Annotated in this window: 16 protein-coding genes; 2 read left to right on the forward strand and 14 right to left on the reverse strand. The window is 52.6% G+C overall.

Going from position 1 to position 24911, the window contains the following annotated elements:
* Positions 1-843 carry a molybdate ABC transporter substrate-binding protein gene (modA, locus tag ABD949_RS06660; RefSeq protein ID WP_345241831.1) on the reverse strand — a complete coding sequence of 281 codons (843 nt, stop codon included), beginning with the start codon at positions 841-843 and terminating at the stop codon, positions 1-3.
* 201 nt (positions 844-1044) lie between these two features.
* On the opposite strand from modA, the gene ABD949_RS06665 reads away from it, so the two are divergent.
* Both ABD949_RS06665 and ABD949_RS06670 read left to right on the forward strand, forming a co-directional pair.
* A complete protein-coding gene (locus ABD949_RS06665) occupies positions 1045-3582 on the forward strand; it encodes a TonB-dependent receptor (RefSeq protein WP_345241833.1) in 2538 nt (845 codons plus the stop codon).
* A complete protein-coding gene (locus ABD949_RS06670) occupies positions 3575-4288 on the forward strand; it encodes an START domain-containing protein (RefSeq protein WP_345241835.1) in 714 nt (237 codons plus the stop codon). Before ABD949_RS06665 ends, ABD949_RS06670 begins: the two co-directional genes overlap by 8 nt.
* 44 nt (positions 4289-4332) lie before the next feature.
* Here ABD949_RS06670 and ABD949_RS06675 read toward each other — a convergent pair whose 3' ends face one another.
* From ABD949_RS06675 to ABD949_RS06735, 13 genes are all read right to left on the reverse strand, one after another.
* Positions 4333-5781, reverse strand: a complete 1449-nt coding sequence (locus ABD949_RS06675; protein ID WP_345241837.1) for a class I SAM-dependent DNA methyltransferase — start codon at positions 5779-5781, stop codon at positions 4333-4335.
* Positions 5782-6004: 223 nt separating this feature from the next.
* On the reverse strand, positions 6005-6490 hold the full coding sequence (gene tnpA / locus ABD949_RS06680) for an IS200/IS605 family transposase (protein ID WP_345241839.1): 486 nt from the start codon (positions 6488-6490) through the stop codon (positions 6005-6007).
* A gap of 338 nt (positions 6491-6828) precedes the next feature.
* Positions 6829-6966: a hypothetical protein gene (locus ABD949_RS06685; RefSeq protein WP_345241840.1), complete on the reverse strand. Its 138-nt coding sequence runs from the start codon at positions 6964-6966 to the stop codon at positions 6829-6831.
* A gap of 58 nt (positions 6967-7024) precedes the next feature.
* Positions 7025-8344, reverse strand: coding sequence for a restriction endonuclease subunit S (locus ABD949_RS06690; RefSeq protein WP_345241842.1), 1320 nt, complete (start codon positions 8342-8344; stop codon positions 7025-7027).
* A gap of 39 nt (positions 8345-8383) precedes the next feature.
* A complete protein-coding gene (locus ABD949_RS06695; protein ID WP_345241844.1) occupies positions 8384-10177 on the reverse strand; it encodes a patatin-like phospholipase family protein in 1794 nt (597 codons plus the stop codon).
* A gap of 23 nt (positions 10178-10200) precedes the next feature.
* Positions 10201-13026 (reverse strand): type I restriction endonuclease subunit R, encoded by a 2826-nt coding sequence (locus ABD949_RS06700; protein ID WP_345241846.1) that lies wholly within the window; start codon positions 13024-13026, stop codon positions 10201-10203.
* Positions 13027-13208: 182 nt separating this feature from the next.
* The gene (locus ABD949_RS06705) at positions 13209-14375 is read right to left on the reverse strand and encodes a hypothetical protein (RefSeq protein WP_345241848.1); all 1167 of its coding nucleotides are present in this window, start codon (positions 14373-14375) and stop codon (positions 13209-13211) included.
* A gap of 57 nt (positions 14376-14432) precedes the next feature.
* The gene (locus ABD949_RS06710; RefSeq protein ID WP_345241850.1) at positions 14433-15341 is read right to left on the reverse strand and encodes a hypothetical protein; all 909 of its coding nucleotides are present in this window, start codon (positions 15339-15341) and stop codon (positions 14433-14435) included.
* A gap of 154 nt (positions 15342-15495) precedes the next feature.
* Positions 15496-17913, reverse strand: a complete 2418-nt coding sequence (locus tag ABD949_RS06715) for a TonB-dependent receptor (RefSeq protein WP_345241852.1) — start codon at positions 17911-17913, stop codon at positions 15496-15498.
* Between the two features lie 173 nt (positions 17914-18086).
* Positions 18087-18554 carry a hypothetical protein gene (locus ABD949_RS06720; RefSeq protein WP_345241854.1) on the reverse strand — a complete coding sequence of 156 codons (468 nt, stop codon included), beginning with the start codon at positions 18552-18554 and terminating at the stop codon, positions 18087-18089.
* Between the two features lie 98 nt (positions 18555-18652).
* Positions 18653-19126 carry a hypothetical protein gene (locus ABD949_RS06725; protein WP_345241856.1) on the reverse strand — a complete coding sequence of 158 codons (474 nt, stop codon included), beginning with the start codon at positions 19124-19126 and terminating at the stop codon, positions 18653-18655.
* Between the two features lie 141 nt (positions 19127-19267).
* Entirely contained in the window at positions 19268-20476 is a 1209-nt protein-coding gene (locus tag ABD949_RS06730; RefSeq protein WP_345241858.1) for a hypothetical protein, read from the reverse strand.
* Positions 20477-20878: 402 nt separating this feature from the next.
* Entirely contained in the window at positions 20879-24841 is a 3963-nt protein-coding gene (locus ABD949_RS06735; protein WP_345241860.1) for a two-component regulator propeller domain-containing protein, read from the reverse strand.
* Positions 24842-24911 lie beyond the last annotated feature (70 nt).

Genomic DNA, 24911 nt, shown 5'->3' on the forward strand with positions numbered 1-24911 from the left:
CTAATTGGGCATCGCAAAGCCGTACTGTTTCAGGATGGCCTTCGCCGGGGGCGTAGTCAGGAAGCTGGCAAAGGTAAAGGCTGCTTTGTTGTTCCGGGCACGTTTGAGCACTACGTAACCCTGCTCCAGGGATGTATGGGTATTGGCCGGTATCAGAAAATAACGTCCCTGCGCTTTCAGCGGGGGGCTCATGGCCAGCGCCAGCGCAATAATGCCAATATCGGCAGCCCCGGAGGAAACAAACTGGGCGGTCTGGGCGATATTCTCCCCCTTGACAAACCGGGCTTTTACCTGGTCGTAAAGGCCGTAGTGCCGCAGTGACTCTTCGGCCCGCTTACCGTAGGGCGCATGCAGCGGATTGGCAATGGCGATGGTCCGGATGGACGGATCAAGCAGGGTTTTCAGGCCCAGGGTATTCGGGTCGATGGTGGGGCTCCATAGCACCAGCCGGCCGATGGCGTAAGTCTGAATGGGGGAGGCCGTCAGCGCCTTTTGCTGTAACTGCCGGGGGTAATCGATATCCGCCGAAAAGAACAGGTCGAAGGGCGCATTGCGACTGATCTGCTGAAAAAACTTACCCGAAGAACCATACACCACGTTTACCTTGATGGCCGGTTGCCGGCGTCGGAATGTGGCTGTCAGCGCATCCATCGCGTACCGCAGATCCGACGCTGCGGCAATGGTAACCTCCCGCGATCGCGCACCGGGTTGAGCCGGGGCGGGCAGCCTGAAAACCAGCACCAATAGCAGGATGAGCAGAGGCCGAACCGCCGGTAGACGCTGATGGATGCGGTAAGGCATCAGGCCAATACGGCAATAAAGTACATCGTCGGGAGTGGTCATCAGGGGCCGGATTCGTTATGGTTCTTCAAACATAACGAATAAAAGTGGAATGCCTGACAGCGCCGGGCGGTTAAGTTTGGTTACGGCAGAGGTAAAGCCAGTACCCCAGCCATTGCGGTAACCCCAATCGATTTAATTTGCGTTGTGTTTGCGCGGAAATAACGAGTCGTTATATTTGAACGAATATAGAGCACCCGCTGCATGCTGTTACCGCTACTCACTGTTGGTCTGACGCTTACGGCTCCGGCCGATACCATTCGTCCCAAAGCGGATTCAGTGCGGCAGTTATCCCTGCAGGAGGTTGTTGTTTCGGCCTCGCGGGTGGCCGAAAGCGTACTCCGCTCGCCGGTGAGTATAGAAGTGCTCGACTTCCAAAAGATTGGGCAGTCGGCGCAGCCTTCGTTTTTCGACGCCATCGAAAACCTGAAGGGGGTGCAGTTGCTGACGCCCAGCATGGGGTTTAAGGTGTATAACGCCCGTGGCTTTGCCAATACCACCAACGTGCGGTTTGTGCAGCTGGTCGACGGCATGGACAACCAGGCACCCCATATCGGGGCACCCATTGCGGGGGCGCTGGCTCCGTCGGACCTCGATATCCAGCGGGTAGAGATCATGCCCGGTACGGCTTCGGCGCTATATGGTCTCAACGCGCTGAATGGGTTAGCCAATATTCTGACGCGCAGTCCGTTTGAGTCGGCGGGGTTCAGTGCCAGCCAGCGAACGGGGCTGAACCATATCGGGGAAGCAGGTATCCGGCCGCAGGTGGCCAGCGAAACGGCCTTGCGGTACGCGCAGGTGTTTAACCCTCGGCTGGCGTTTAAGGTCAATCTGGTCTACCAGACCGGGTACGACTGGCTGGCCCGCAACCTGGGCGACCTGAACCCCAACGCCAATACTTCCCTCGGTTTGTTGGGTATCACAAACCCAGGCCGGGATGCCATCAACGTCTACGGCGACGAATCGCCCAACCGCCGGGCGCTTACCCTGAACGGGCAGCGCTATGTAGTGTCGCGCACCGGCTACGCCGAAGAACAGGTAACCGATTACCGGTTGCGCAACCTGCGTGGTGACCTGGCGCTGCATTACCGGTTCACGCCCAACCTGGAGCTGGCTTATCTGTACCGGGCGGCCACGCTCGACAACGTCTACCAGCGCACCAACCGCTTCCGGCTGGATAATTACCGGCTCGACCAGCACGGCCTGACGCTCACCACACCGTCCATCGCCGTAAAAGCCTACCGCACCAGCGAAAACACCGGCGACTCCTACAACCTGCGGTCCATGGCTGAGAACATCGACCGCTCCTTCAAATCCGACAACGCCTGGTTTGCCGATTTCTCGACGCAGTTCCGTAACTCCGTAGCCGGCGGTGCCCCTATACCGGCCGCATTGACAGCCGCCCAGCAGTTTGCCGATCGGGGTCGTCCGCAGCCGGGTACACCGGCATTCAAGGATCTGGTTACGAAACTGCGGGACATCAACAACTGGGATGTGGGCGCGGCCCTGCGGGTGCGTTCGTGGCTGTATCACGTGGATGGGCAGGTGGAGCCGACGCGGGTGCTGTGGCGCTCATTGCGGGAGAAAACTGGCCTGAACCTGCTGCTGGGCGTCAATTACCGGCAGTACCAGGTCTATCCCGACGGCAATTACTTTATCAATCCCGTCGAGGCCGACCGCTACCTGACCTACCGGCAATTCGGCAGCTTTGTGCAGGCGACCCGCACGTTCTGGCAGGACAAGCTAAAGCTGAGCGCTACCCTGCGCGTGGACAAGAACCAGTACTTTGCCGCCCGGCTGAATCCCAGGGTATCGGTGGTGTTCTCGCCGACGGAGACGCACCACTGGCGGCTGTCGTACCAGAACGGTTACAGGTTCCCGTCGTTGTTCGAAGCCTTCTCCAACGTCAACTCCGGCGGGGTAAAGCGGGTAGGGGGGCTGCCGGTGATGTCACAGGGAATTTTCGAGAACTCCTATTTCCGCACGGCCGTCGACGCCTTTCAAAATGCCATTAATACCGATGTCAATGTTAACCGCCTGACGACTGAACAGGCGATTCAGAAAAACAAAGGCCTGCTAAAGAAAAACACCTACACCTACCTGAAACCTGAGCAGGTGAACAGCCTTGAGCTGGGCTATAAGGGACTATGGCTGCGAAAGAAACTGTACATTGACGCCGATTTTTACTACAACAGCTACCGCAACTTCATGGCGCAGGTAGAGGCCAACATCCCCAAACGCAACACCCCGGATTCCATCGCCTACTACCTCGCCGACCGTAGTCAGCAGGACCGCTACCGGCTGTGGACCAACTCCAAAACCACGGTGTATAACTACGGTACCAGCATTGGCCTGCGGTATTCCGTGGCGGGCAACTGGGTGGTGATGGGCAATGCCTCCTACGCCCGGCTCGACCGTACCGAGAGCGGAGATGGGCTGGAAGAAGCCTTCAATACCCCCCGCTGGATTACCAACGTGGGTGTGTCCAACGCCAGCCTGGGCAATGGCATCGGCTTTAGTGTTAACTACAAATACCAGAGCGCTTTCCTGTGGCAATCGTCGCTGGCCACGGGTATGGTGCCCGCCATTCATAACCTGGATGCCCAGGTCAACTACCGCGTTACCCCACTGCGGCTCACGGTTAAACTGGGCGGCACCAACCTGCTGAACCGGCCGTACTACACCTTCGTAGCCGGCCCGACAGTTGGCGGGTTCTATTACCTCTCCCTTGCGTTTGAGTAAACAACAACACCGGGTTCTGTCGTTTAAGCAGAAGGGTGTAAAGATGTTTATCAAAGCGGTTATGCGTATTGCGAGTGTATTGGTGTTTTTCTGCCTGATGGGCGCAGCCTTTGGGCAATCGGTGGAGGGTTGGAAACTGGAGAAGGACAAGAACGGTATCAAAGTATATTCACGATTACAGGAAGGTGATGAGCCCAAAGAAATACGGGTAATCTGCAACGTACCCGGAACGATCCCCCAACTGGTTGCCTATTTGTTCGATGTTGATTATTACCCAAGGGTGATTTACCGAACCAAACTGGCTCACCTGGTCCGTCGGGTGCGGGATAATGAATTTATCTACTACACCGAGATCGAATCGCCCTGGCCGGTGAGCAACCGGGATCTGGTGGCCCGGATGACGTTCCAGCAGAACCCCGCCACCAAAACGTTGCGGGTGGAGGCCAGACAAGTACCTGGCCTAATTCCGCCAAAGCCTAACGTAGTCCGGATGCCTTACTGGCACGCGGTCTGGAACGTGCGCCCGCTGAACGATAAGCAGTTGCACATTGAATACACCTTCAAAGCCGGGTTGGGTGGAGAGATTCCGGCCGGAGTTATTGATTTGGTCGCCAAAACAGGGCCGTATCAGTCATTTCTCACCCTGAAGGAGTCGTTGAGTCTGTCCCGCTACCAGGGCAAAACGTTTAGCTTTTTGCAGCCGTAATAGGGCCGTTCGTATCTACTAACACCTCTACCCGGAGCTATTCATTACGCCAACTGCTTTATGACACTGCGGAAATTGTCCAGCGCGGCTTCCAGATTCTCGACTATTTCCGTAGCCAGCACATCAGGATTGGGGAGGTTGTCGAGGTCGCCGAGGCTGTCGTCTTTCAGCCAGAAAATATCCAGACTGGTTTTGTCACGGGCGATGATCTCGTCGTAGGTAAAGCGCCGGAACCGCTCCGTTTCCTGCCGGTCGGAGCGGTTTTCCGGTCGGTAGCAGGTGATAAAGTCCCGCAGATGGTCCAGCCGCAGCGGATTGGTCTTCAGCGTATGCTTGATGTTGGTGCGGTAATCGTATACCCACACGTGCCGGGTCCATGGGTCTTTGCTGGCGGGCTTATTGTCGAAGAACAGCACGTTAGCCTTTACGCCCTGGGCGTAGAAGATACCCGTCGGCAGGCGCAGGATCGTGTGCAGGTCGGTACTTTCGAGCAGCCGCTTCCGCACGGTCTCGCCGGCTCCGCCTTCAAACAGCACGTTGTCGGGCAGCACCACGGCGGCTTTGCCGTCAATCTTCAGCAGCGAGCGGATGTGCTGGAGGAAATTTAATTGTTTGTTGGAGGTGGTGGCCCAGAAATCCTGCCGCTGGTAGGTGAGTGTTTCCCGTTCCTGTTCGCCTTCCTCGTTGGTAAAGGTGGTGCTGCTTTTCTTGCCGAAGGGCGGATTGGCCAGCACGTAATCGACGCGTTGCGACGGCAGGCTAATGAGGCTGTCGTTACGCTGTACCGGCGGTTCTGAGTTGAGGTCACCGATGTTGTGCAGAAACAGGTTCATCAGGCACAGCCGCGTGGTGTTGGGTACGATTTCCCAGCCGTGGAAGGTCTCATACTTCAGAAAACGGAGCTGCTCCTTATCCAGCTTCTGTTTCACCAGAAAGTCGTAGGCCGACAGAAAGAAGCCGCCCGTGCCGCAACTGGGGTCGGCAATGGTTTTCATCGGCTCAGGACGAATACATTCGACCATGGCTTTGATCAGCGGACGGGGCGTAAAATATTGCCCGGCCCCCGATTTGGTGTCTTCGGCGTTTTTCTCCAGCAGCCCTTCGTAGATGTCGCCTTTTACGTCGGCGTCAATGCCTGTCCAGGTCTCGGCGTTGATGAGCTGGATGAGCCGGTACAGCTTGGCGGGGTCCTGAATTTTGTTCTGGGCCTTGAAGAAGATCTGGCCGATCATGCCCGGCTGCTTGCCCAGTTCGTTCAGGATGTGCACGTAGTGGACTTCCAGTTCGGCTCCGTTCTTGTCGGTGAGGCTTTCCCAGTTGTACGCGGCCGGGATATGGGTGTCGCGGAAGTAGGGCGGCTTGCTGTATTCGTCGGCCATCTTCAGAAACAGCAGATACGTAAGCTGCTCCAGGTAATCGCCGTAGCCGACACCATCGTCGCGGAGGGTATTGCAGAAGTTCCAGACTTTCTGGACCAGGGCACTTGAACTCATAAATAGAGATTAATTGGGTGGGTTGACGATTACATTGCGCTTAAGGCCCAAAAGATACATTAAATCCAAAAATAAATAGCGGCTTGGCCGTCAGCCCCTACGGGGCAACGGTGGCGCAGGGACGTGCCGGTGCTATTAACCGTAAACCCATACGGGGCAAATCTTCTGGAACAGCTGCCCCGTAGGGGCTTACGGCCGAGGCCGGTTAATAGATCTGATTTGCTTACTGGTCGGGCTGTTGCGGGTAGTTATCGTAAAAATCAAAAACATACCGTGCGTCGTACGGCACCTCAAACCTTTCTAAAAACGCGATGTACTCGTCCCGAAATGTCCGTTTTCGGTGATGCTCTTCCTGATTAAGTACGTACTGTACCACATCTGTTACCTGCGACTGGGCATAAGTGAATGCGCCGTAACCTTCCTGCCAGCTAAAGGTCGAGCGGGTAATTCCTTTCTCTTTTACCCAAACGGAAGTGGCCTGTTTTACATCGCGTACCAGATCTGCAATTGGGAGGGTTGGGCTAAACCCGACGAAAAGGTGGGTATGGTCAGGCATACAATGGACGGCCAATAATTTCTGCCCCCGATTTTGTACAATGCCCGTGATGTATTGGTGTAGTTCTTCTTTGCGGTGCCGGGGGATGAGGTGCTGTCGGCCTTTCACCGCAAATACAATCTGGACATATAATTGGGTATAGGTATTGGCCATGGGGCATAAAAAGCAATTAGGTTTTATCAATAATCACAATATAGGTAAGCGACGCATGGGTAAGCCCCTACGGGGCATTGGTGGCGCAGGCATGTGGCGGTGCTATTAACCGGTAGCCCCTACGGGGCAATGGTGTTTCCAAAAGGCTCGGTCTTTCTATTAACCGTCAGCTCCTCCGGAGCTAAATGGATCGGCTAACTACCCCGGAGGGTCAGGCGGCCGATGCCGCTTCCGGTTAAGAAGCTGTCGACTTCAATGCCACACCACTGCCCCGTAGGGGTTTACGGTTACTAGCACTGCCACGTTCCCGTCCAGCATTGCCCCGGAGGGATTTACGGTTAATAGCACTGCCACATGCCTGCGCCACCAATACCCCGTAGGGGTTCACGGTTAATAGCACTGCCACGTTCCCGTACCACCATTGCCCCGTAGGGGCTGACGGCAATGCCGGTTAATAGCTCAATAGCCTGCATCATTCCCTGTTATGCTGAAGATACAAACCTGGAAGGGCGACTCTTTTACAAAATAATGCTGCTAAAACAACGACAACTGCTCACTCTTGCCTCCACGGACACGGGGCTGGCTGCTGGTTGGGGAATCGGATATGGCTTCTTCAACGGCCCAATCGTCCGGCACTTCGCTGACCAACTTGCCGTCAAACGCCCGCTTCAGGATGCTTTGCCGCAGGGCTTCGGCCTGGGTTAGGCTTTGACGAATGGCGGCTTCCATAGCGTCGGCTTCGGATAGACGGGCTTCGATTTCGGTGACGATGCGGGTTTGGGTTTCCAGACCGGGGAGAGGGATTGATACAGATTTTATATCAGCACCTGAGATACCTGATTGTCCCGCCGTAGTCCTGATCCGACTTCGGATAAATGTTCGTGATTCCCCTGAATTTGCGGTATAACAAACAAAATCTGGATTACAGAATTGTCCATTTAGTGTTACTCGAATTAATTTATCCGGATGAACAATAGGGTCATTACTTCTCTGTCGGAAAACAGCACAAACTCCGGTGTAATCGATGCTACCATTATATCTTGTAAACAGAAGATCACCGTCGGATAAAATATAAGAGCTGTATTCTTCTTTTTCTTCAAGAAATCGTACGTCATCGTAATAAACGTGATTAGGTCGTACTGCGCTTATACGAAATATTTTAAGACCAGCTTCCCGATCAGGCTTGGCTGATATGCCGTTGCGGATTTTTAGAGAGATTTCTCCCAACCTCACCCGTTCCCATCCCGGATTGCTGAGGTAATGATGCAGTACCGCCTGCCTGTATGTCTTCAGCCGCTTCAGGGCGGTTTGCAACTCCTGCGTTCCGGCTTCCAGTTCAGAAAACAGTTCCTCAATTCGCTCAACGATCCGGCGCTGGATGGGGAGGGGTGGGAGGGGAATTGGTTGATCGAGTACATCGCTATTCCTTACTGCAGGATAGCTAGTACCTCGTTGAATCTCGTTCAGAGGCCGGAGAAACTGCTCTGTTAAAACATAGTAAAACAAATAACTACTGTGCAGCTGGGTGCCTCCTCTAAGCACGCAAAATCCTGTTGAGGCAATTTGATTATTGAGGATACCTGGAACTAAGGCTATATTTTTAAGGTAAGTCCGGACGGTTGAAAAAACTATGTCTCCTGCCTGAACAATTTGCTGGGCTCGTGAAGGCGCATTCTGCCAGCTATATCTTTTCGGATTTACGATAGTGTATGTCTTGTTGTCAATCGCATCAATATCAATATAGGAGAACTCATCCGCCGGATTATTTAACTTACTTCCAGTTTTGTCTATTTTCAGACAAACTTCACTCAATTTTACCCACTTCCACCCTTCGGGCAACTGCACATCGTTCATAGGTCAAAAAATTACGCGGCAAGATACGGATTCTGTTGTCTACTCCCTGACGAGGTCGTGGGCCTTGAGCTGAGCAGTGATCTGACTGTGGCTATCCTCGGAGACTTTTGTGCTAAACCATGATACCAGAAGACGCTTGAAAAAGCCCAGCTTGAAATTGGCGAGTGTGAGCTTTTTAAGCCGGGATTCAATCTCGTTGGAGTTCTTGATTAACAGGTCTTCTATTTCGGGGTAGGTTAATGCGGGCCAGCTCGGTTCCGGCTCCTGATCCTGGTTTAAGCGGCCCTGTGGGTCCACATCCGGGATAATAGGCACAAATGTTCTTGGGCTGCTATCGCCGGAAGCCTGTTTACTGTATGTACCCGGCCCGGTATGTTGCAGGTGTTGGTATCCATGGGCGAATATAGGATTATCAGCGTCAAGGGGAATCAGAAAATGTTTCCGCAGAAAGCTCTGACAGTTGTGGCGCCCCAACTGAAAATCATGCTCCCGGAACTTACGGGTAAGGAAACCACCAAAGCCGCCTAACGAGCCGCAGGCAATGGCCGCAGCCCCAAAAATCTTTCGGGACGGGTTGCTGCGATCATCGCGTGATGGAGCAATCAGAAACTGACAATAGTTATTGGCCGATGCTGCTTTCTGGAGAACGTCGGCTTTGACAAGCAGCTCTGATCGCATCGTTTTGTACAATTCTTCGACAATTTCGCGCAGAGGGATATTTCGGTTGGGTACAGCGGGATCTTTACCCGGTACGCTCGGGAACGGATCAATCATGAGCACAGTACCCGGCGTCTGGCCGGCACCCGACCGCAGGTCGACCCCCCGCATTTGCAGCAGTTTGTCGGTAGTATCAAAAGGCTCATTATTGAGCATGCCCCCGTCTACGTTGAGGCTGCTGTAATTACCGTTCCGATCAACTCCGGCTGCGGGTGTAGCCGGGTCGTCGCTTAGCAGCTGCTTGACGATCCGGGGCTTTCCGTTGTTCCAATCCACATAAGGGTTAATGAGCGGATTGTCGTTGATGTACCTGACCGGCCGAACGACTTTACGCCAGCGCAGACCAATTGGAAATGCTCCGGTCGCTTTGGCACAATCCCGAAGGGTATCGATACCTGTCTGACCGGACTCTTCAAACCAGAGGGGAATACGGCCGTCGTTCTGGTATGTTTTTCCAATCCGGAAATGGCCAAAATCGCGGTGGGTGCGGGCCAGGTAGCGCGGAGCATTTTGATTGTCTGCCTGAGCGGCCAGGGATTTTTGACTATCGGCCAGGATGTTGCTGAATACAATTTCGGTGGTGAAACCGGTCAGATTGCTAAGCGAAAGGCAAAGCTCCAGATCATCGCTAATATAAGGTCGGACCACTTTTTCCCCGGCACCCAGGTTGAGAATCTCATCGGCTATTTTATCGACAAAGTTTGAGTTCAGCAGAGATGCACCCCCGTCGGTATCAATATCTGACGTTTTCAATAATTCGGGCAGCATTTCGTTGGCCGTAAGGTTGATCCAGGCTTCGTAAAGCTTGTTGTTGCCGGTAAAGTTTTTGTACTGGCCATTGGTGACGTGTTCAATTTTTCGTTGCAGTGCAGCCAGGGCTATAGCTGCGGCAATACCGCCGGCAGATGCGCCGGTAATGACGTTGATGACTACCTTATGTTGGGGAACGCTCTGCCGGATTGCCGGATCAGGGCTGTTCCGGGCCTGTTCCCAGCGGTCGAGCGCTTCGATCAGGTAATCCATAACACCGGCGGTATAGGCACCGGCCGAGATAGCTCCGGCCATACAGAGGCCGAGGTAAAAGGTAGGGGTTTGATCGGGGGCCTGGTCTGGCATGCTCGTTACGGTTTATGGAGGGGTTACGCGGCTAAGTGCTCGTTCAGTTCGTCGATCAGGGCAAAAGTCTGGTCGCCGAAGAGCTTCCAGAGCCGGCCCAGACCACCCCGCTCGGCAAAGGGCGACAGCTCAAAATCGTCGCGGTCGAGGTGAATGGATTGGGCGATAAAGTCTTTCATCATGCGCAGCCACTCCATCTGCTCTTCGGTAAACTTCAGGGTACCGGCCTGCTTGCGGAATACCCAGTTCTGGAAGTTACGGTTGACAGTGATGTCGTAGGCCGTCAGCGCCGGGTCTATCTCCAGCACCCGGCGGATGAGCGACACCAGCGCAATCAGTTCGTTTTTGGGGCGGCTGCCGTTCACCGTTTCCAGCGCTTCGTAGGCCTGCCAGACGGTAGCGGGTGCCAGCAGCGGCTTATCCGCTTTTAACTTTTCCAACAGGCTTTTTATCATCTGGTGGGTGAGCTCGCGCCGGCGGTGGGGCTGGTTGTAAACGATCTGGAGTGCCGTGATTTCGTCGCGGTGCGCGTTGAGGTACGCCCGGAAATCCAGCAGGACCTGGCCGGCTTTGTCGGTCTGGCTGGTCTGCCAGCCCGCATAGGTGACGGTGTCGGGGTTGACCACGTCGATCAGCTGCTCATGGCTGCGCCGGACGGTTTCGATGGCATCCATATACCCCGGCTGGTCGAAGACGGCTACGGCTTCGCGGATGAGCTGCTGCCGGACGGTCGAGAGGGTATCGTCGGTTATGGGTTCTCCATTCCCAGCCGTCTGATGTTTAGCGAGTGCTTCGGCTTTGTCGGGGTTGTAGGCATCCAGCAGGTCACTGACCACCCGGTTAATGGTTTTTCCCCCGGCGGCTTCGGTAAGCTGTTTGCGTTCGGCCGGGGAGAGCTGCTTTTCCAGCCGGGTCAGGCGGTTGGCCAGCGAGGTCAGCGTATCGTCACTGGTATCACCCATTACCACGTTCATCATCAGATCCCGCAGCGACACGCCGGGTTTGCGCTCCAGCGGCCGGCTGTCGGTCTTCAGGGTTTGCTCAACACCGACGGCATCCACCAGCACAAAATGCGTTTTGTTACCGTAGGCCGAGGGGGTTACCTTCCGCAGGTCGTCGGCGGGCATGGTGCGGGTACCCCGGCCTTTCATCTGTTCGTAATAGGAGCGCGACTTTACATCGCGCATAAACAGCAGGCACTCAAGGGCCTTTACATCGGTGCCGGTGGCAATCATGTCGACGGTTACGGCAATGCGCGGGTAATAGGCCGTGCGGAACTGCTGCAGCACTTCCGAGGGTTTTTCCCCGCCATTCTTGCCGACGCTGTAGGTGACTTTCTTGCAGAAGTCGTTGCGCTCGGCAAACTCTTCGCGCACGGTGCGGATGATGTCGTCGGCGTGAAAATCACTCTTGGCGAAGATCAGCGTTTTGGGCACTTCGGTGCGGCCGGGAAAGATCTCCGGCAGCTTTTCTTTGAACGTCCGGATTACGGTGCGTATCTGGTCGGGGTTCACCACGTCGCGGTCCAGGGCCGTCGCCGTATAGGTGGTATCTTCGTCGACCTGCTCCCAGCGTTTGCGCCGGGTGAGCCGGTCGCGTTTATCGACCCATTCGCCCGCTTTCACCACGGCCCCGTTGCGGGTAATTTCGGTTTCGATGGTATACACATCAAACGGCACGTTGACGCCATCGGCCACGGCCCGCTCGTAGGTGTATTCGCTGACGACGTTGCGGTTAAAGAAGGCGAAGGTGCGCTTATCGGGCGTAGCGGTCAGGCCGACCAGAAAGGCATCGAAGTAGTCGAGGACCTGCTTCCATTCGTTATAAATGCTGCGGTGGCACTCGTCGATGATAATAAAGTCGAATGTCTCAATAGGTACCCTGGGGTTATACGCAACTTCCCGTGCTTTGCCCGTCGGTTTGGTTTCGTTGAGCGATTGCTCCTCGGCGGCTTCCTCCAGTTCTTCGCCCCGCAGGATGGAGTACATCCGCTGAATGGTGGAGATACAGACCTGCGCCGACTCATCGATGTATGACGATTTGAGCCGCTGCACCCCGTAGAGTTCGGTAAACTTGCGCCGGTCGTCGTTCGGCATAAACGCCTGAAACTCCTGCTCTGCCTGTTCGCCCAGGTTTTTAGTGTCAACCAGAAACAGGATGCGTTTAGCCCTGCCGAACTTCAGCAGCCGGTACACGGTGGTAATCGCTGTGAAGGTCTTACCCGAACCGGTGGCCATCTGCACCAGGGCACGGGGGCGGTTCTCGGCAAAAGAGCGTTCCAGATTGGTGATGGCCGTAATCTGACAGTCGCGCAGGCCTTCGGGGTTCAGGGGTGGAAACTGCCGCAGGCGCTGGCGGAGGGGTTGCGGTTGTTTGAGCCAGTCGCGGAGGCTTTCTGGCCGGTGAAATGAGAAAAAGTCGCGGGCGCGGGGTGCCGGGTCGGCGGTGTCGGTAAAGTGCGTTTCCGCGCCCGTCGATTCGTACAGAAACCGCAGCGGCTCACGCGGCTGGTCTGGTTGTGTAATCCATTTGAGCCGGCTGGTCGCGTACCGCACCGACTGCTCCTCCACCGGCGTCAGAACGGTGCCTTCGGGCTTGGCTTCAATGATGCCAACGGGCCGGCGGTCAACAAACAGCACGTAATCGGCCGGGCCGGAGTCGGTTGGGTATTCGCGGACGGCCACGCCCGGCCCGGCGGCCAGGTTCAGTTGTTTCAGGCTTTGCACGGTCCAGCCGGCGTTAACCAGCATTCGGTCAATCTGCTGGCGGGCCAGGGCTTCGGGGGTCAGCATGGAAGGGGTTACGATTGAGCAGGTAATGTACAATCCCGCGCCCGAATATGAAAACATGTTGAGTAAAAGGTATACCGCCTGATGATACTATGGGCTATTTACCAGGTGGTTTTTGCGCTATGAGCCGGCTTTCTACAGCCGTGATGGGCAGGGCAGCAACAATGAGCCGTCTATGTTTGGCCGACCAGCTTTTAACTGGCTGACAGGCTCAACATAGACGGCAACGGGACAAACTGTCTTTACTGCTGGAGAATCAGAGGAAGTTGTGCTTCAAAGAGGGTAGCAAACTCCTGAGCCGTTAAAATATGTCCTTGCTTTTGGGCATCATTTGCCAGATTATAAGCCCATTCGGCAGCCGCCATTTGTTGGGTGGGTGTTCCGCGATGCTGGTAGTAATCCGGATAGCAGTCGCCGATATTGTAGAAAATCTGAAGAAACTGCTGAACCCGTTTCCATTGCATAGCGGCCCCTCTGGCATGTGATAAGTAGTAAGCCGCGTAGGCACTGGCCATCAATTCCTGCATGCGGACAAACTCAGGGCCATTGCCCTCATATTGACCTGACTGAATCTGGATCTGATGGCCAAACTCGTGAGCCAACAATACCTGGGGCGCTACATCCCCGTACCCTATGGCCGCAAAACCCTCCAATACGCCATCCCCTATTACCGTCCGCGAAGGAGTTCCGCCAAAAGACATGGTAAAAAAGGTCAGGAAGGGATGATCGCCATTCCGGAATTGTGGGTATGCAGTAAGCAACGCTAAGATATAATCGGCCGTACTCCCGGCTGTTGCCTCGTCAAACTGTAATACTGTCATGTACATATTGATCAAAGCCTCCCGATCACGTAAAACGCTTCCATGCGCACCAACCACCTCAATTTGATCAGATTCGATGCCCCAGAAGCGTTTCAGATCTTTGCTTGTTTTGGTAATTAGCTGCGTGTACTCACCATGACGTCCAAAATATTCATTTTCTGAATTAGTGCTGAAACCCGCACTCCAAAGGGGTAACCAATACAGCACGTTCCAATTCGCGTGAAGCCAAACCTCCTCCGTCCAGTTGGCAAGCTCACTGTCCAGCCATTGATTGATGGGTGGGTTGAAATCACAGGAAACAGATTCTGCTGTATTTAAAGTACCGGGCGTCCGCTTTCGATATGGTGGTTGATGTTTTGATAACTTGCTGACCTGCTGCTCAAGGCGCTTTTGAAAATCAGCCGGCAGGGCGGCTCTCATTTTGTCCAGTTTTGCTTTTAACTCGGGAGAAAGCCGGGCGGATTGCCTGGCCGATGGTTGGCTCCTGAGGGGGGAGGTGTCTGGCGCGATACGACTATCTTCTTTACAGCCGGTAACGGTAACAAAAGCGATGATGATAAGGGTCAGCAGAAGTTTGAGTGTTTTCATAATTACTGGTTCTTTAACTTTATAGAATAGACGTATGTAATTGATTGTAAGCTATTTTCACTGGCGTGTTTGGGCCGGGGTATATTCGTAGTTACTGCGTCTGATAAATGGCTGGTTTGTATCGGTATATTCTTTTACGATGCGTTCAGTTGGTAACCCCTGGGCGTTGACCTGGACGGTGGTGGTGCTCTCCATCAGCGTACGCAGACCTACATAGTTGCCTTTGAATACCTCGCCAATCTGGGTAATCACCTTGTTGTAGGCACGCCAGCCGTAGACGGGCGGTTCCTCAACGTAGGTCAGGAAGTGCCGCGTAATATCGAAGGGTACGCCTTTCCAGTTGCTGTACGGATTTCGGATGGAGGCATCCGGATTGTTCAGTTGAATTTGGTAGTCTACCCGGCCGTTGGAGATAAAGTCAGCAAGCATATAGGTGCCTGTTTTGTCCAGGCTGAATCGGACATGATAAGCCGACAGGCTGATGTCGTCCCAATGCCGGCTACCCACCATTTCGGTAACCTGCCCCTGGCTGTTGGTGGTGACGTCGTAGCGGTAAATGAGTGAACCCCGCTCATAAAACTCCACCTTAAAAAGCTTTCTGTTGCTGTACGAATATGTTTCGTAAGCGGGATTACCCCCAAACCGGTCTACTCTGGCGAGCAGTCCATCTGGAGTATAGCTTAGGGTTGCGCCCTGCGAAGTAGGGTTCTGTTCGTTGAATAATGTTGACTGACGGATGTATTTCACCAGGTATCCGTCGGCATTATACGTAAAGGTGGTGGTGCTGCTTAACCGAGGTACGCCCTCGTTGTATCCCTCGGTGTAAACAACCTTTGTCAGTTGATGGCTGGTAGTAACCGGAGTAGCCGGGTTCAGTTCAGAGTTGGCCGGTTTTGGTTCATTGCCCTGACAGCCGAACAGCAGGTTCAGCAACAGGACGATTGGGAGGAGGAAAGCCGTTTTCATTGTTTTAACGTTTTCGGGTTGACCGATTGAAAACCTGAGTCAAACCTCGCCAAACCGCTAAAAACGGCCGTTCAGTTTTGGGACAAAAGGCTTTGATTTTGGGACAAGCTTCGCTCGTAATGGTTTTACAGCTGCATATCAGGTAGCTGTTCGCCTATTGCGACAACAGATCGTCATTGGCAATACCCCGTCGTTTGCGTTTGATACCACCCTGTAACTTTCCGAACCGGTAATTCAAGGTCAGCGTGTAACGGCGCATGATGACAACATGGTCTCTGACCATATAAAACCTGGAAAGTTCGGTTACGGTATGATTCCGGCGGGCAAGTTGAAAGGGGCTGTTGAGTGATAGTGCCAGATTAGCTTTCCGGTTTTTCAGAAAGCTGTAGTTTAGTGTAGATGAATGAGTAAAGAAGCCAACGGTACGCCCCTGGAAAAATAAGGTAGATGAGTTATATGCCATGGACATACCCGCCCTCAGGGTTTTGCCAAGCGAATAACTGCCCGTAGTGGATAGTCTATAGGTAAAGCCTGCGGTGGTTTTAAATTGCCTGTCGATACTAGTGGTATACTTGCGGTAACTGAGGCTGCTATTCAGATTGAGGGAGAGCTTGCGGAAAAAGGTAAATCCGGTTCCGACGGTGATACCCGAATTCTGCTCCGTACCAATGTTGCCATAGGTCGTTCGGGCTACGGTATCGGCCCCGATGGTTGTAAAGCGTAAAATGGCATTATCCGTAAAACTATGGTTCAGGTTTACGGATAAGTTTGTGTGATTGACGAAGGTACTGAGCGTGACATCGGCAACATGATTTACCGTCGCCCCAAGGGTGGGGTTACCGTAAGAGATATTGTAGGGGTCGAGGTTATTTACGTAGGGATTGAGATAATAGAGCCCCGGCCGCTGCAAACGCTGGCTGTACGATACTGACAGGGTGGTGGCGTTGCCAAACCTTCTGGAAAGGGTACTGTTCGGAATAATGTTAAAATAGGACTGGCTGATCCGGGTGCCGGTAGTCTGGAAGTTGGCTGAAACGTGAGTCTGCTCGGCCCTGGCACCGACCCGGAGCAGCCACGGCCCTGCCTGTAATGAAAGCGACACGTAGCCGGCATAAATGTCCTGCCGGTTGGTATACTGGTTGGTCAGGCTGGGGTCACGCATGAACAGGCCCGTACCGGCGTCTTCACGGTCAAAAAAGTAGTCGCTGGCGTTGAATCGCCAGATCGCTTTAACCCCAGCCTCCAGCGAATGCTTTTTCAGCGGCTGCGTATAATCGAGCTGAGCCGTTTGCTCGGTAAAGCGATAGTCATTTTCGGAATGCCCGCCGGTAACGGACGAGTTGCTCCTTTCCGGTAACGTATTATCCGATCCCGACGAACTGCTATTACTCAGTTCTTTGTAGGAGACGGTGAGCAATTGGCTGGTACTTTTTTTAAAGCTCAATTGATAGTCTATGCCCCAGTCGTGGCCAGGGGAACGCGTCCGAAAGGTGTTCAGCGACCGGTATGATTGCAGGGAAACGCCATTCGCATCGGTCATGTTGGCTACTGTGGTGGCAAGGCTCTGATTATTGCTTTGGGAGGTATTGTAATACATAGTCAGCAGGTTCAGATCATTCGGTTGCCAGCTCAGTTCTCCACCCAGATTCAGGAAGTTACCCGTGCTCCGGTTTTCACCGGTCTGTTGAAGAGCGGTCTGATTTACTTTATCCAACCGGTAGGTGCTATGGGTAGTGGTTGGGCTGGTATTGCCGGTGTAGCCCCAAAGGCCCGATAGGCCCAGCTTGCCTGCTTTGGCCAGTACTGAACCGCCAACAGAGGGTCCGCCGGGAGTGCTAAAGCCTCCGCGTACCGAGCCGGAATAGCCGGTAACGTTTTTTCGATGGGTGATGATGTTGATGATACCCCCTACGCCTTCGGCCTCGTATCGGGCGGATGGATGGGTAATGATTTCGATGCTTTTGACCGAACCGGCCGGCAGGCTTTTGAACGCGTCGGATACATTATTGACAAACAGCGAAGACGGGCGGTTATTTAACAATACCTGGTAATGGCTTTTACCGTTAATGGCAATGTTGTCATCTCCATCGATCGTAAGCATCGGAATTTTCCGGAGTATCTCAAAGGTGGTGAGGTTGGTGCTTTCCGGATCGTCCGCTACCTGGTAAATGAGTTTATCCGCTTCGTAGTGAATTAGCTTTTTCCGGGCGGTTACCGTGACTTCCTGCAGGGTGGTGGATTGGGGTGAAAGTGTAATCGGGTTGAGTGTGGGTTGAGTGGAAGGCGAAGAGGGGAGGTGTAGTTTTTTTGGTGTATAGCCCATATAGGTAATCACTAACTCGTAAGACTGATTTGATAGTATGCTCAGCACAAAAGAGCCATCTTCACGAGTAGTAGCAACGCTACCGGTTGAGTGTGTACGTTCCGACCGAAGGGTAATGCTGACGCCTGCCAATGGCTGTCTGTTAACGGAATCAATGACAGATCCCGTTATAGGTAGCAAAGCAGGACCAGCAGGGGAATGCTGGGCAAAACCGGTAGATACACTATGTACCGCTAGAGCTAAACTCATTACATAGCCCTGGCATAAGGCTTTACGTAAATAGTAAGAGCATAGATACAGGTACAAATGCATAAAATGATTAATAAATTGGGTAGGAGAAAATGAATACGTCTGTATGCATTGATGCTACCAGTCAGGACTGGTAGCATCAATGGCTCTCTGCCAATGCTAGTACCTGAACATTAATTACAGTCAATGCTAAGGCTCTCGCGTTCAACCGTTAATTCACCATTTGCGTTGACCGTAACCTTAAATGTATAGCGAACTTTGAGATCAGGAGCAGAACCCTGGCTAACTAAGTGAAACATTTGTCTTAAATGTTGGCTAATTGGGCCGCTTTCCGGTAAGGGTATTTGGAAAGTATTAAGGGAGTGCTGGAACCCCTTATATGTATTACCGGCTTGATCTACACCGGTGACGGTTCCCCGCAATGAAGCACTTATAATTGTTTTGTTTTTGTTGGTAACAACATGCCAATCAACAACATTATGAATCTGAACATCTATGGGTCTGCCATCGCAGGCTATATTAACATCCGACCAATCATATTCAAAATGTCCATTTTCGACTTCAGCCTGGGCCAGTAGTTTAGTTGAGGGCAGAAACAGGAAAGCAATAGCACATAAGACAAAAAATAGAATCTTTTTCATGATAAGGGTTTTTAAAGGTGAAAAAAGAAATAAACTGTGGAGCAAGAGAGCAAGCTCCTGACTGTCATTAGGAACACATCTCTGCCAACGCCTGAATACTAATTGCAATCAGGTGTAAGCCTCTCTCGGTCAACAGTCACTTGACCATTGGGTGTAACTGTGAGATGTGCTTGAAAACGTTCTGTGAAATTGGGACCGGAACCTTGGCTGACAAAACGAATGGAATCAAGAATATTAATTGTGGAAGCTGTATAAGCGCCATCCTCATAGGTCCCATTCCGAGTGACGTTCTGATTATATTTACCAATGTATGTATTACCGGCCGCATCTACACCAGTAAGGTCAGCATTGACATGTTGATTGAAATTTACTCGTTTGCCATTAATAGCCCCCTTGCCAAATACTGCAATAGTACCCTGAATAAATATCTCAGTGCCATCGCAGGTATAGTAAGGTTCAGACACGGGAAAACTATAACTATAATCGATAACAATGGTCTGAGCCAGCAGTTTGGAAGAAGGCAGGATTAGGAATGCAATAGCGGTTACAGCAAAGAATAGTGTCTTATTCATAGTGCAGTTTTTTGAGGTTAAAAGATAAAAATGTATAAACGTTAGCAGAGATTCGTTCTTGAATAAACGAGTTGCATTAGCAAAGTGTAAGACCGGACTTTGCGTTTCAGCCTGATAAAGGCGGGTCTTCCCTGGTTGATTTTAGTTGATTTTTACTATCCAGAAGTCTTCAGCCCCTTTGCTGTTTTCGGATTTCTCACCACTGGTATTAGAAATGGAGAACCCGCCTGCCAAAAAGCCGCCGTCTGTCGTAGCCACTACAGAAGTCAGGTAATCAAGTCCACTGCCCCCCAATGTTTTATCCCACTGCCTGGTGCCGTCGGCCCCAACTTTCACTAGCCAATAGTCGACGTTTCCACGTCCGTTCTCCGATTTATCAGATGACTGACCCGAACTAGATCGGGAACCGAGTAAAAAGCCGCCGTCGGGGCTGGCCGTCAAGGCAGACGCCATATCCGCGCCCGCTGTCCCGAACGACTTATCCCACAGTTTATTCCCATTAGCGTCTACCTTAACTAACCAGTAGTCGTAATCGCCCTTACTACCTTCTGATTTGTTGCCCGAAGCGCCTGAATTTGAAGTAGCCTCGAATACTAATCCTCCATCCGATGTTACCACTATTGAGTTTATTGGCAAGGTATAGTCCAGACTACTGCCACCCAGCGTCTTGTCCCATTGTTTAGTGCCGTCGGCACTAACTTTCACTAGCCATACGTCGACCTGCCCCTTGCTGTTTTCAGATTTGTCGCCAGAACTATTAGAGTCGGAATCGCCGTAGAGTACAAAGCCACCGTCTGGCGTGGGCGCAAGAGCACTAAGGAAATCATTTTTGCCTCCACCCAGCGTTTTATCAAATTGTATATTACCGTTGGCGTCGAGCTTAATTAACCAATAATCCGCCCCTCCGTAGCCGTCCTCTGATTTGTCGTCGGAAGATGGTGAAAACGAGTAGGCCCCCACCAGATAACCGCCGTCCGGCATGGCCACCAAGGCCGTGGCTTGTTCCTCGCCAGTTCCGCCCAAGGTCTTATCCCACTGTCTGGTTCCGTTTGCATCAACTTTAACCAGCCAGCAATCGAGCCCTCCCCGTTTTTTTTCGGATTTGTCGCCAGAGACATCGGAAACGGACCAACCCGCCAGCAGAAATCCACCGTCTCTGGTGGGTATAGCTGTATTGACAAAGTCCATACCTGTTCCGCCGTAGGTTTTATTCCATTGGGGCATACCATTAGCCCCAATCTTAATCGCCCAAACGTCGTCGTCTCCTTTACTATTCTCAGATTTGTCGCCGGAAATGCCGGATAAACTAGTACCCGTTAAAAGAAAGCCACCGTCTGTGGAGGCTACCATGGTGATGAGACGGTCAGTTTGTGTACCACCAAAAGTTTTATCCCAGACTTTTTTCGGGCTATGGGCCGGATCAAAAGCTGTCTCTTTTGGCTGGCAATTGGTCAGTAGGGCTATAAAGACCACAAGAAACGGGAATCTTTTTAATAGGATAAACATAACGGTACAAAGTTTAAGGTTAACAAGAGTTGTAAGAAGGCCGAGCGTTCATAAGCAACAGCCCCTCCTGATAGCGTTCGGATTATAAAAATGTGTAGAGTTGTGTACGTTTCAACGCAGATCAAACGTCGTCAAACTGCTGAAAGAAAACCTTTAGTTTTGGGACAAAAGGCTTTGATTTTGGGACAAAGGCAGGGGCAGCTCACTCATTCTTGAGCAAGCGGTAGAAAATGAAAGGATGGCAGGCTACCGAACGGCAAACTCGCTGGGCGTCTGGTTGTAAATTTGCTTGAAAACGGTGGAGAAATAAGTGGGATTTTCAAACCCTACCAGGTATGCAGTCTCGGATACGGCATGCCCCTGGCGCAGCAACTCGGCCGCCCGCTTCACCCGGTAGTTGCGGATAACATCGTTGGCTGACAAGTTTGTCAGCGTCGTGAGCTTGCGGTGCAGCGTGCGCCGGCTCATATTGCTCATCTCGGCCAACTGCTCCACCGAAAACTCGCTATCATCTAATCGGCTTTCGATGCACTCATAAACCTGCTTGAGAAAAGGATCTTCGATCTGCTTAGGCTCCAGGGTCGTATCTGCCGAGGTGAGCTGCCGGTGATGGTACTCCCGCAGTCTGCCCTGCCGCTCCAGCAGGTTACGCAGCCGCAGGTGCAGTTCATCGAAATGGAAGGGTTTAGTCAGGTAGTCGTCGGCCCCCTGCTGTAAGCCTTCGATGCGGCTGGGGTGGGCGGCTTTGGCCGTTAGCAGCACCACGGCAATGTGGCTGGTAGAAGACTCTTGTTTGATGAGCCGGGTCAGTTCATAGCCGTCCATCTGGGGCATCATCACATCCGAAACTACTACATCTGGCAGTTCGGTCTGCACCCGTTGCCAGCCCTCCTGCCCATCAGCGGCTGTGAGCACCCGGGCATGGGCGGCCAGTTCGCTAGCTACCAGGCTGCGCAGTTCGGTGTTGTCTTCCACCACCAGCACCAGGGGTTTACTGGAGTCATCTGTACTAGGGAGAGAGACTGGGGCAAAGATGAGTGCTGGGGATAGAGTCTCCAGCTGTGGTAGGCTGGCAGCCTGTTCATTGCCTTGTGCCAGAGCCATGGGCACCTGTAGGGTAAAGGTGGTGCCCACATCCACGGTGCTGTTGACCGAAATGGATCCTTGCATCAGTTCCGTAAGCTCTTTGACTAGTGCTAGGCCGATGCCGGTGCCCTCGTGAGCCCGGGTGCGGGAGTCATCTACCTGATAAAAGCGGTCGAAGATGTGGGGCAGCTTGTCGGCTGGAATACCCCGGCCAGTGTCCGCTACCACGATCCGAGCCGTCGTATCGTCAGCTTCCACCTTAACGGTAACCTGTCCCCCTTCATCGGTAAACTTAAGGGCGTTTGAGACCAGGTTGTAGATAATCTTTTCCAGTTTGTCGGCATCAAACAGCCGCTCCGGATCGGTTCCGATGGCCGTGTAAGACAACTGTATCCCTTTTTGGTGCGCCAGGGGCTGAAAGGCATCCAGCAACTGCTTCATAAAACGGCCGACCTGTCCCCGAGCCAGTGATACGTTCATGTTGCCAGCTTCGAGTTTAGAGAGGTCCAGCAACTGGTTAATGAGCCGCAGGAGTTGCCGGGCGTTGCGGTGGACCGACGACAGCGTTTGGTGGGTATCGGTATCGTATCTGGTCTCCTGCAGCAGTTTCTCGGTGGGCGACAGAATCAGCGAGAGCGGAGTGCGGAACTCGTGGGTAATGTTGGAAAAGAAGCGGGTTTTCAATTCATCCACGGCCCGGAGTTGTTCGGCTTCACGTTGTTTGAGGAGAATCTCCTGCTGTTGACGAGCCTGGTGAATGCGGAAGCGCACAAAGCCTAAGAGGGCTCCACCGAAGCTCAGGGCATAGATCAGGTAAGCCCACCAGGTGGCCCACCAGGGTGGATGGACAATCACCGCTACCGACCTGCCGGTCTGGTTCCAGATACCATCGTTGTTGGAGGCTTTTACCCGAAACGTATAGCTGCCAGGATCTAAATTGGTGTAACTGGTATATCGACGGGTGCCACTCAATGTCCATGTTTTATCTACGCCTTTCAACTGGTAGGCATACTGGTTCTTAGCGGGTAAAACATAGTTGAGTCCTACAAATTCGAACGAGAGCGAATTCTCTTCATGGGAAAGCTCAATTCTGTCAGACAACGGATAGGCTTTATCCAGCACTTTCATAGCCGTAATAAAAACCGGCGGCATCTGGCGATTCTCAGGCAGGAGGTCGGGTTGAAACAGGTTAAAACCATTACGTCCACCAAAGATCAATTCACCCTGTTGGCTTCGGGCAAATGCCTGATTGAATTCCTTACCCTGCAGCCCATCCTGCTCATCATAATTGCGGCAAATATTGCGGCTGACAGAGTAGCAGCAGAGCCCTTTGTCGGTGGAGAGCCATAAATTACCTTTATTGTCCTCCAGAATACCATCAATGTGGTTACTGGGTAGCCCGTCACGGGTTGTGATTGTTGTAACGGTGCCTCGCTTAAGATTCAGCCTTTTTAGCCCACCCAGATTGGTGCCCATCCAGAGTGAACCCCTCAGGTCTTTATGAAGAACCGTTATGTCCCGGCTGGTAAAATCGTCGGCATTCCCTATGTTCAGGGTAGCGTACCTGACAGGCTTATCCGGTTTAGCGTCTAACCGGCTTAAGCCTTTTCCCTGGATGGCTATCCAGATGGTACCGGACGAATCCGTCAGCAGGCTGTTGATCTGATGTTGAGGATTACGCAGATAATACGTCAGGTTGCCTTTATGCAAACGTGCGATACCGCCCTGACCACCTACCCATAAAGCGCCGGCTTGATCCTGTTGAATACAGGATACGCCGATGGCAGTTGGGTAACGGGTGAACTGGCCTTTGGCCTGGTCCAACTGGTGAAGGCCCTCGGGAGTACCTACCCATAAATTCCCGGCATGATCTTCAAAAAGGGCACTCACCCGATTACTTAACCGGCTACGATTAGCAACAGGTGGGAGGTGGTAACGCCTTAGCAGATTCCCCTGCGAGTCGAGGCATAACAGGCCATCTTCATAATGATAATTACCCAGCCATATTTTTCCGCTCCGGTCTTTGAGTATGCTCGTAATATCATTTCTTTCCAGTTGCGCTAGCTCCTGATCGACTGTAATCTGGTAGGTCCTAAACTTTTTAGCTACTGGACTGGCTTGGTTTAACCCATTGTTGGTACCCACCCACAGCGTACCCCACCTGTCCTCGTAGACTGACCAGATGATATTGTTGCTAATAGCTGTCTTATCGGATGCGTTAGGCCGGTATACGATCCACTGTCCGGTAGCTTTATCCAGCCTTTTTAGTCCTCCGCCATGGGTGCCGATCCATAAACCATGGGCTGAGTCTTCGAAAAGCGAATTAGGAAAAAAGCTGTCACCAGGTAGATAAAGGGTTTTAGGATGGCGGTAGGTCTGTTGCCGGGTATCGAAATCCAGCTGGTACAAGCCTTTTTTGAGGGACGCCACCCACAAAGTTCCGCCGGAATCCTGATAAATCGCAATAACAAAATCCGGCATACCGTCCTGATCACCCGGCAACGCAAAGCGGGTGAACCTGCCGGTCTGTCGATTCAATTGGAATAACCCGGTAGCCGTACCCACCCATATACTACCCCGGTTGTCTTCTAAAACCGCCCGAATGGCTTTTGATTTCGGATCAGGGGAGGCATAATAGGTGAACTGTCCGGTGGCCGGATCAAATTGATTCAGCCCCCCCTCTGTGGCCAGCCAAAGTTTGCCATGTCGATCAGCACACAGTTGGTAGCAGATGTTTTGGTCCGGATAGGGAGTGCGGTAGGCAATGGCTTTGCCGGTACGTTTGTCAACCTGATGGATGCCTTCGCCTACGGTAGCTATCCAGAGCTTACCGGTCTGGTCTTCACAAATGTCCCAGATGATATTGTGCCGTAAACTATGCTGAGGGTCTTTCGGATCGGGTTGGTAAACGGTGAAGGTATAACCGTCGAACCGATTGAGTCCATTGGACGTGCCAAACCACATAAAACCTTCCCGATCCTGATGGATGCAGTGGATTCTGCTGTGCGATAATCCTTCGTTGATGGAGAAGTGGGTGAATTCCGGCGGTTGCGAATAGACCTTTGCACACATACCTGCCCCAATCAGGCAAAGCAGCAATTGAAACAGGTAGAAAGCCCTCATGCGTACGTCAAAAGATAGGCAATAGGTTAGGGATATAGATTAGGCACAACACCTAACATATACATTTCTC

The organism is Nibrella saemangeumensis, assembly GCF_039541915.1.
Lineage (GTDB): Bacteria > Bacteroidota > Bacteroidia > Cytophagales > Spirosomataceae > Nibrella > Nibrella saemangeumensis.

Coding starts and splice junctions, on each gene's coding strand:
- ABD949_RS06715 (WP_345241852.1), bottom strand. CDS start 17,913: ATGAGTTTAGCTCTAGCGGTACATAGTGTATCTACCGGTTTTGCCCAG.
- ABD949_RS06730 (WP_345241858.1), bottom strand. CDS start 20,476: ATGGTAGCCTCCACAGACGGTGGCTTTCTTTTAACGGGTACTAGTTTA.
- modA (WP_345241831.1), bottom strand. CDS start 843: ATGACCACTCCCGACGATGTACTTTATTGCCGTATTGGCCTGATGCCT.
- ABD949_RS06695 (WP_345241844.1), bottom strand. CDS start 10,177: ATGCCAGACCAGGCCCCCGATCAAACCCCTACCTTTTACCTCGGCCTC.
- ABD949_RS06735 (WP_345241860.1), bottom strand. CDS start 24,841: ATGAGGGCTTTCTACCTGTTTCAATTGCTGCTTTGCCTGATTGGGGCA.
- ABD949_RS06700 (WP_345241846.1), bottom strand. CDS start 13,026: ATGTTTTCATATTCGGGCGCGGGATTGTACATTACCTGCTCAATCGTA.
- ABD949_RS06705 (WP_345241848.1), bottom strand. CDS start 14,375: ATGAAAACACTCAAACTTCTGCTGACCCTTATCATCATCGCTTTTGTT.
- ABD949_RS06675 (WP_345241837.1), bottom strand. CDS start 5,781: ATGAGTTCAAGTGCCCTGGTCCAGAAAGTCTGGAACTTCTGCAATACC.
- ABD949_RS06720 (WP_345241854.1), bottom strand. CDS start 18,554: ATGAAAAAGATTCTATTTTTTGTCTTATGTGCTATTGCTTTCCTGTTT.
- ABD949_RS06690 (WP_345241842.1), bottom strand. CDS start 8,344: ATGAACGATGTGCAGTTGCCCGAAGGGTGGAAGTGGGTAAAATTGAGT.
- tnpA (WP_345241839.1), bottom strand. CDS start 6,490: ATGGCCAATACCTATACCCAATTATATGTCCAGATTGTATTTGCGGTG.
- ABD949_RS06710 (WP_345241850.1), bottom strand. CDS start 15,341: ATGAAAACGGCTTTCCTCCTCCCAATCGTCCTGTTGCTGAACCTGCTG.
- ABD949_RS06665 (WP_345241833.1), top strand. CDS start 1,045: ATGCTGTTACCGCTACTCACTGTTGGTCTGACGCTTACGGCTCCGGCC.
- ABD949_RS06725 (WP_345241856.1), bottom strand. CDS start 19,126: ATGAATAAGACACTATTCTTTGCTGTAACCGCTATTGCATTCCTAATC.
- ABD949_RS06685 (WP_345241840.1), bottom strand. CDS start 6,966: ATGATGCAGGCTATTGAGCTATTAACCGGCATTGCCGTCAGCCCCTAC.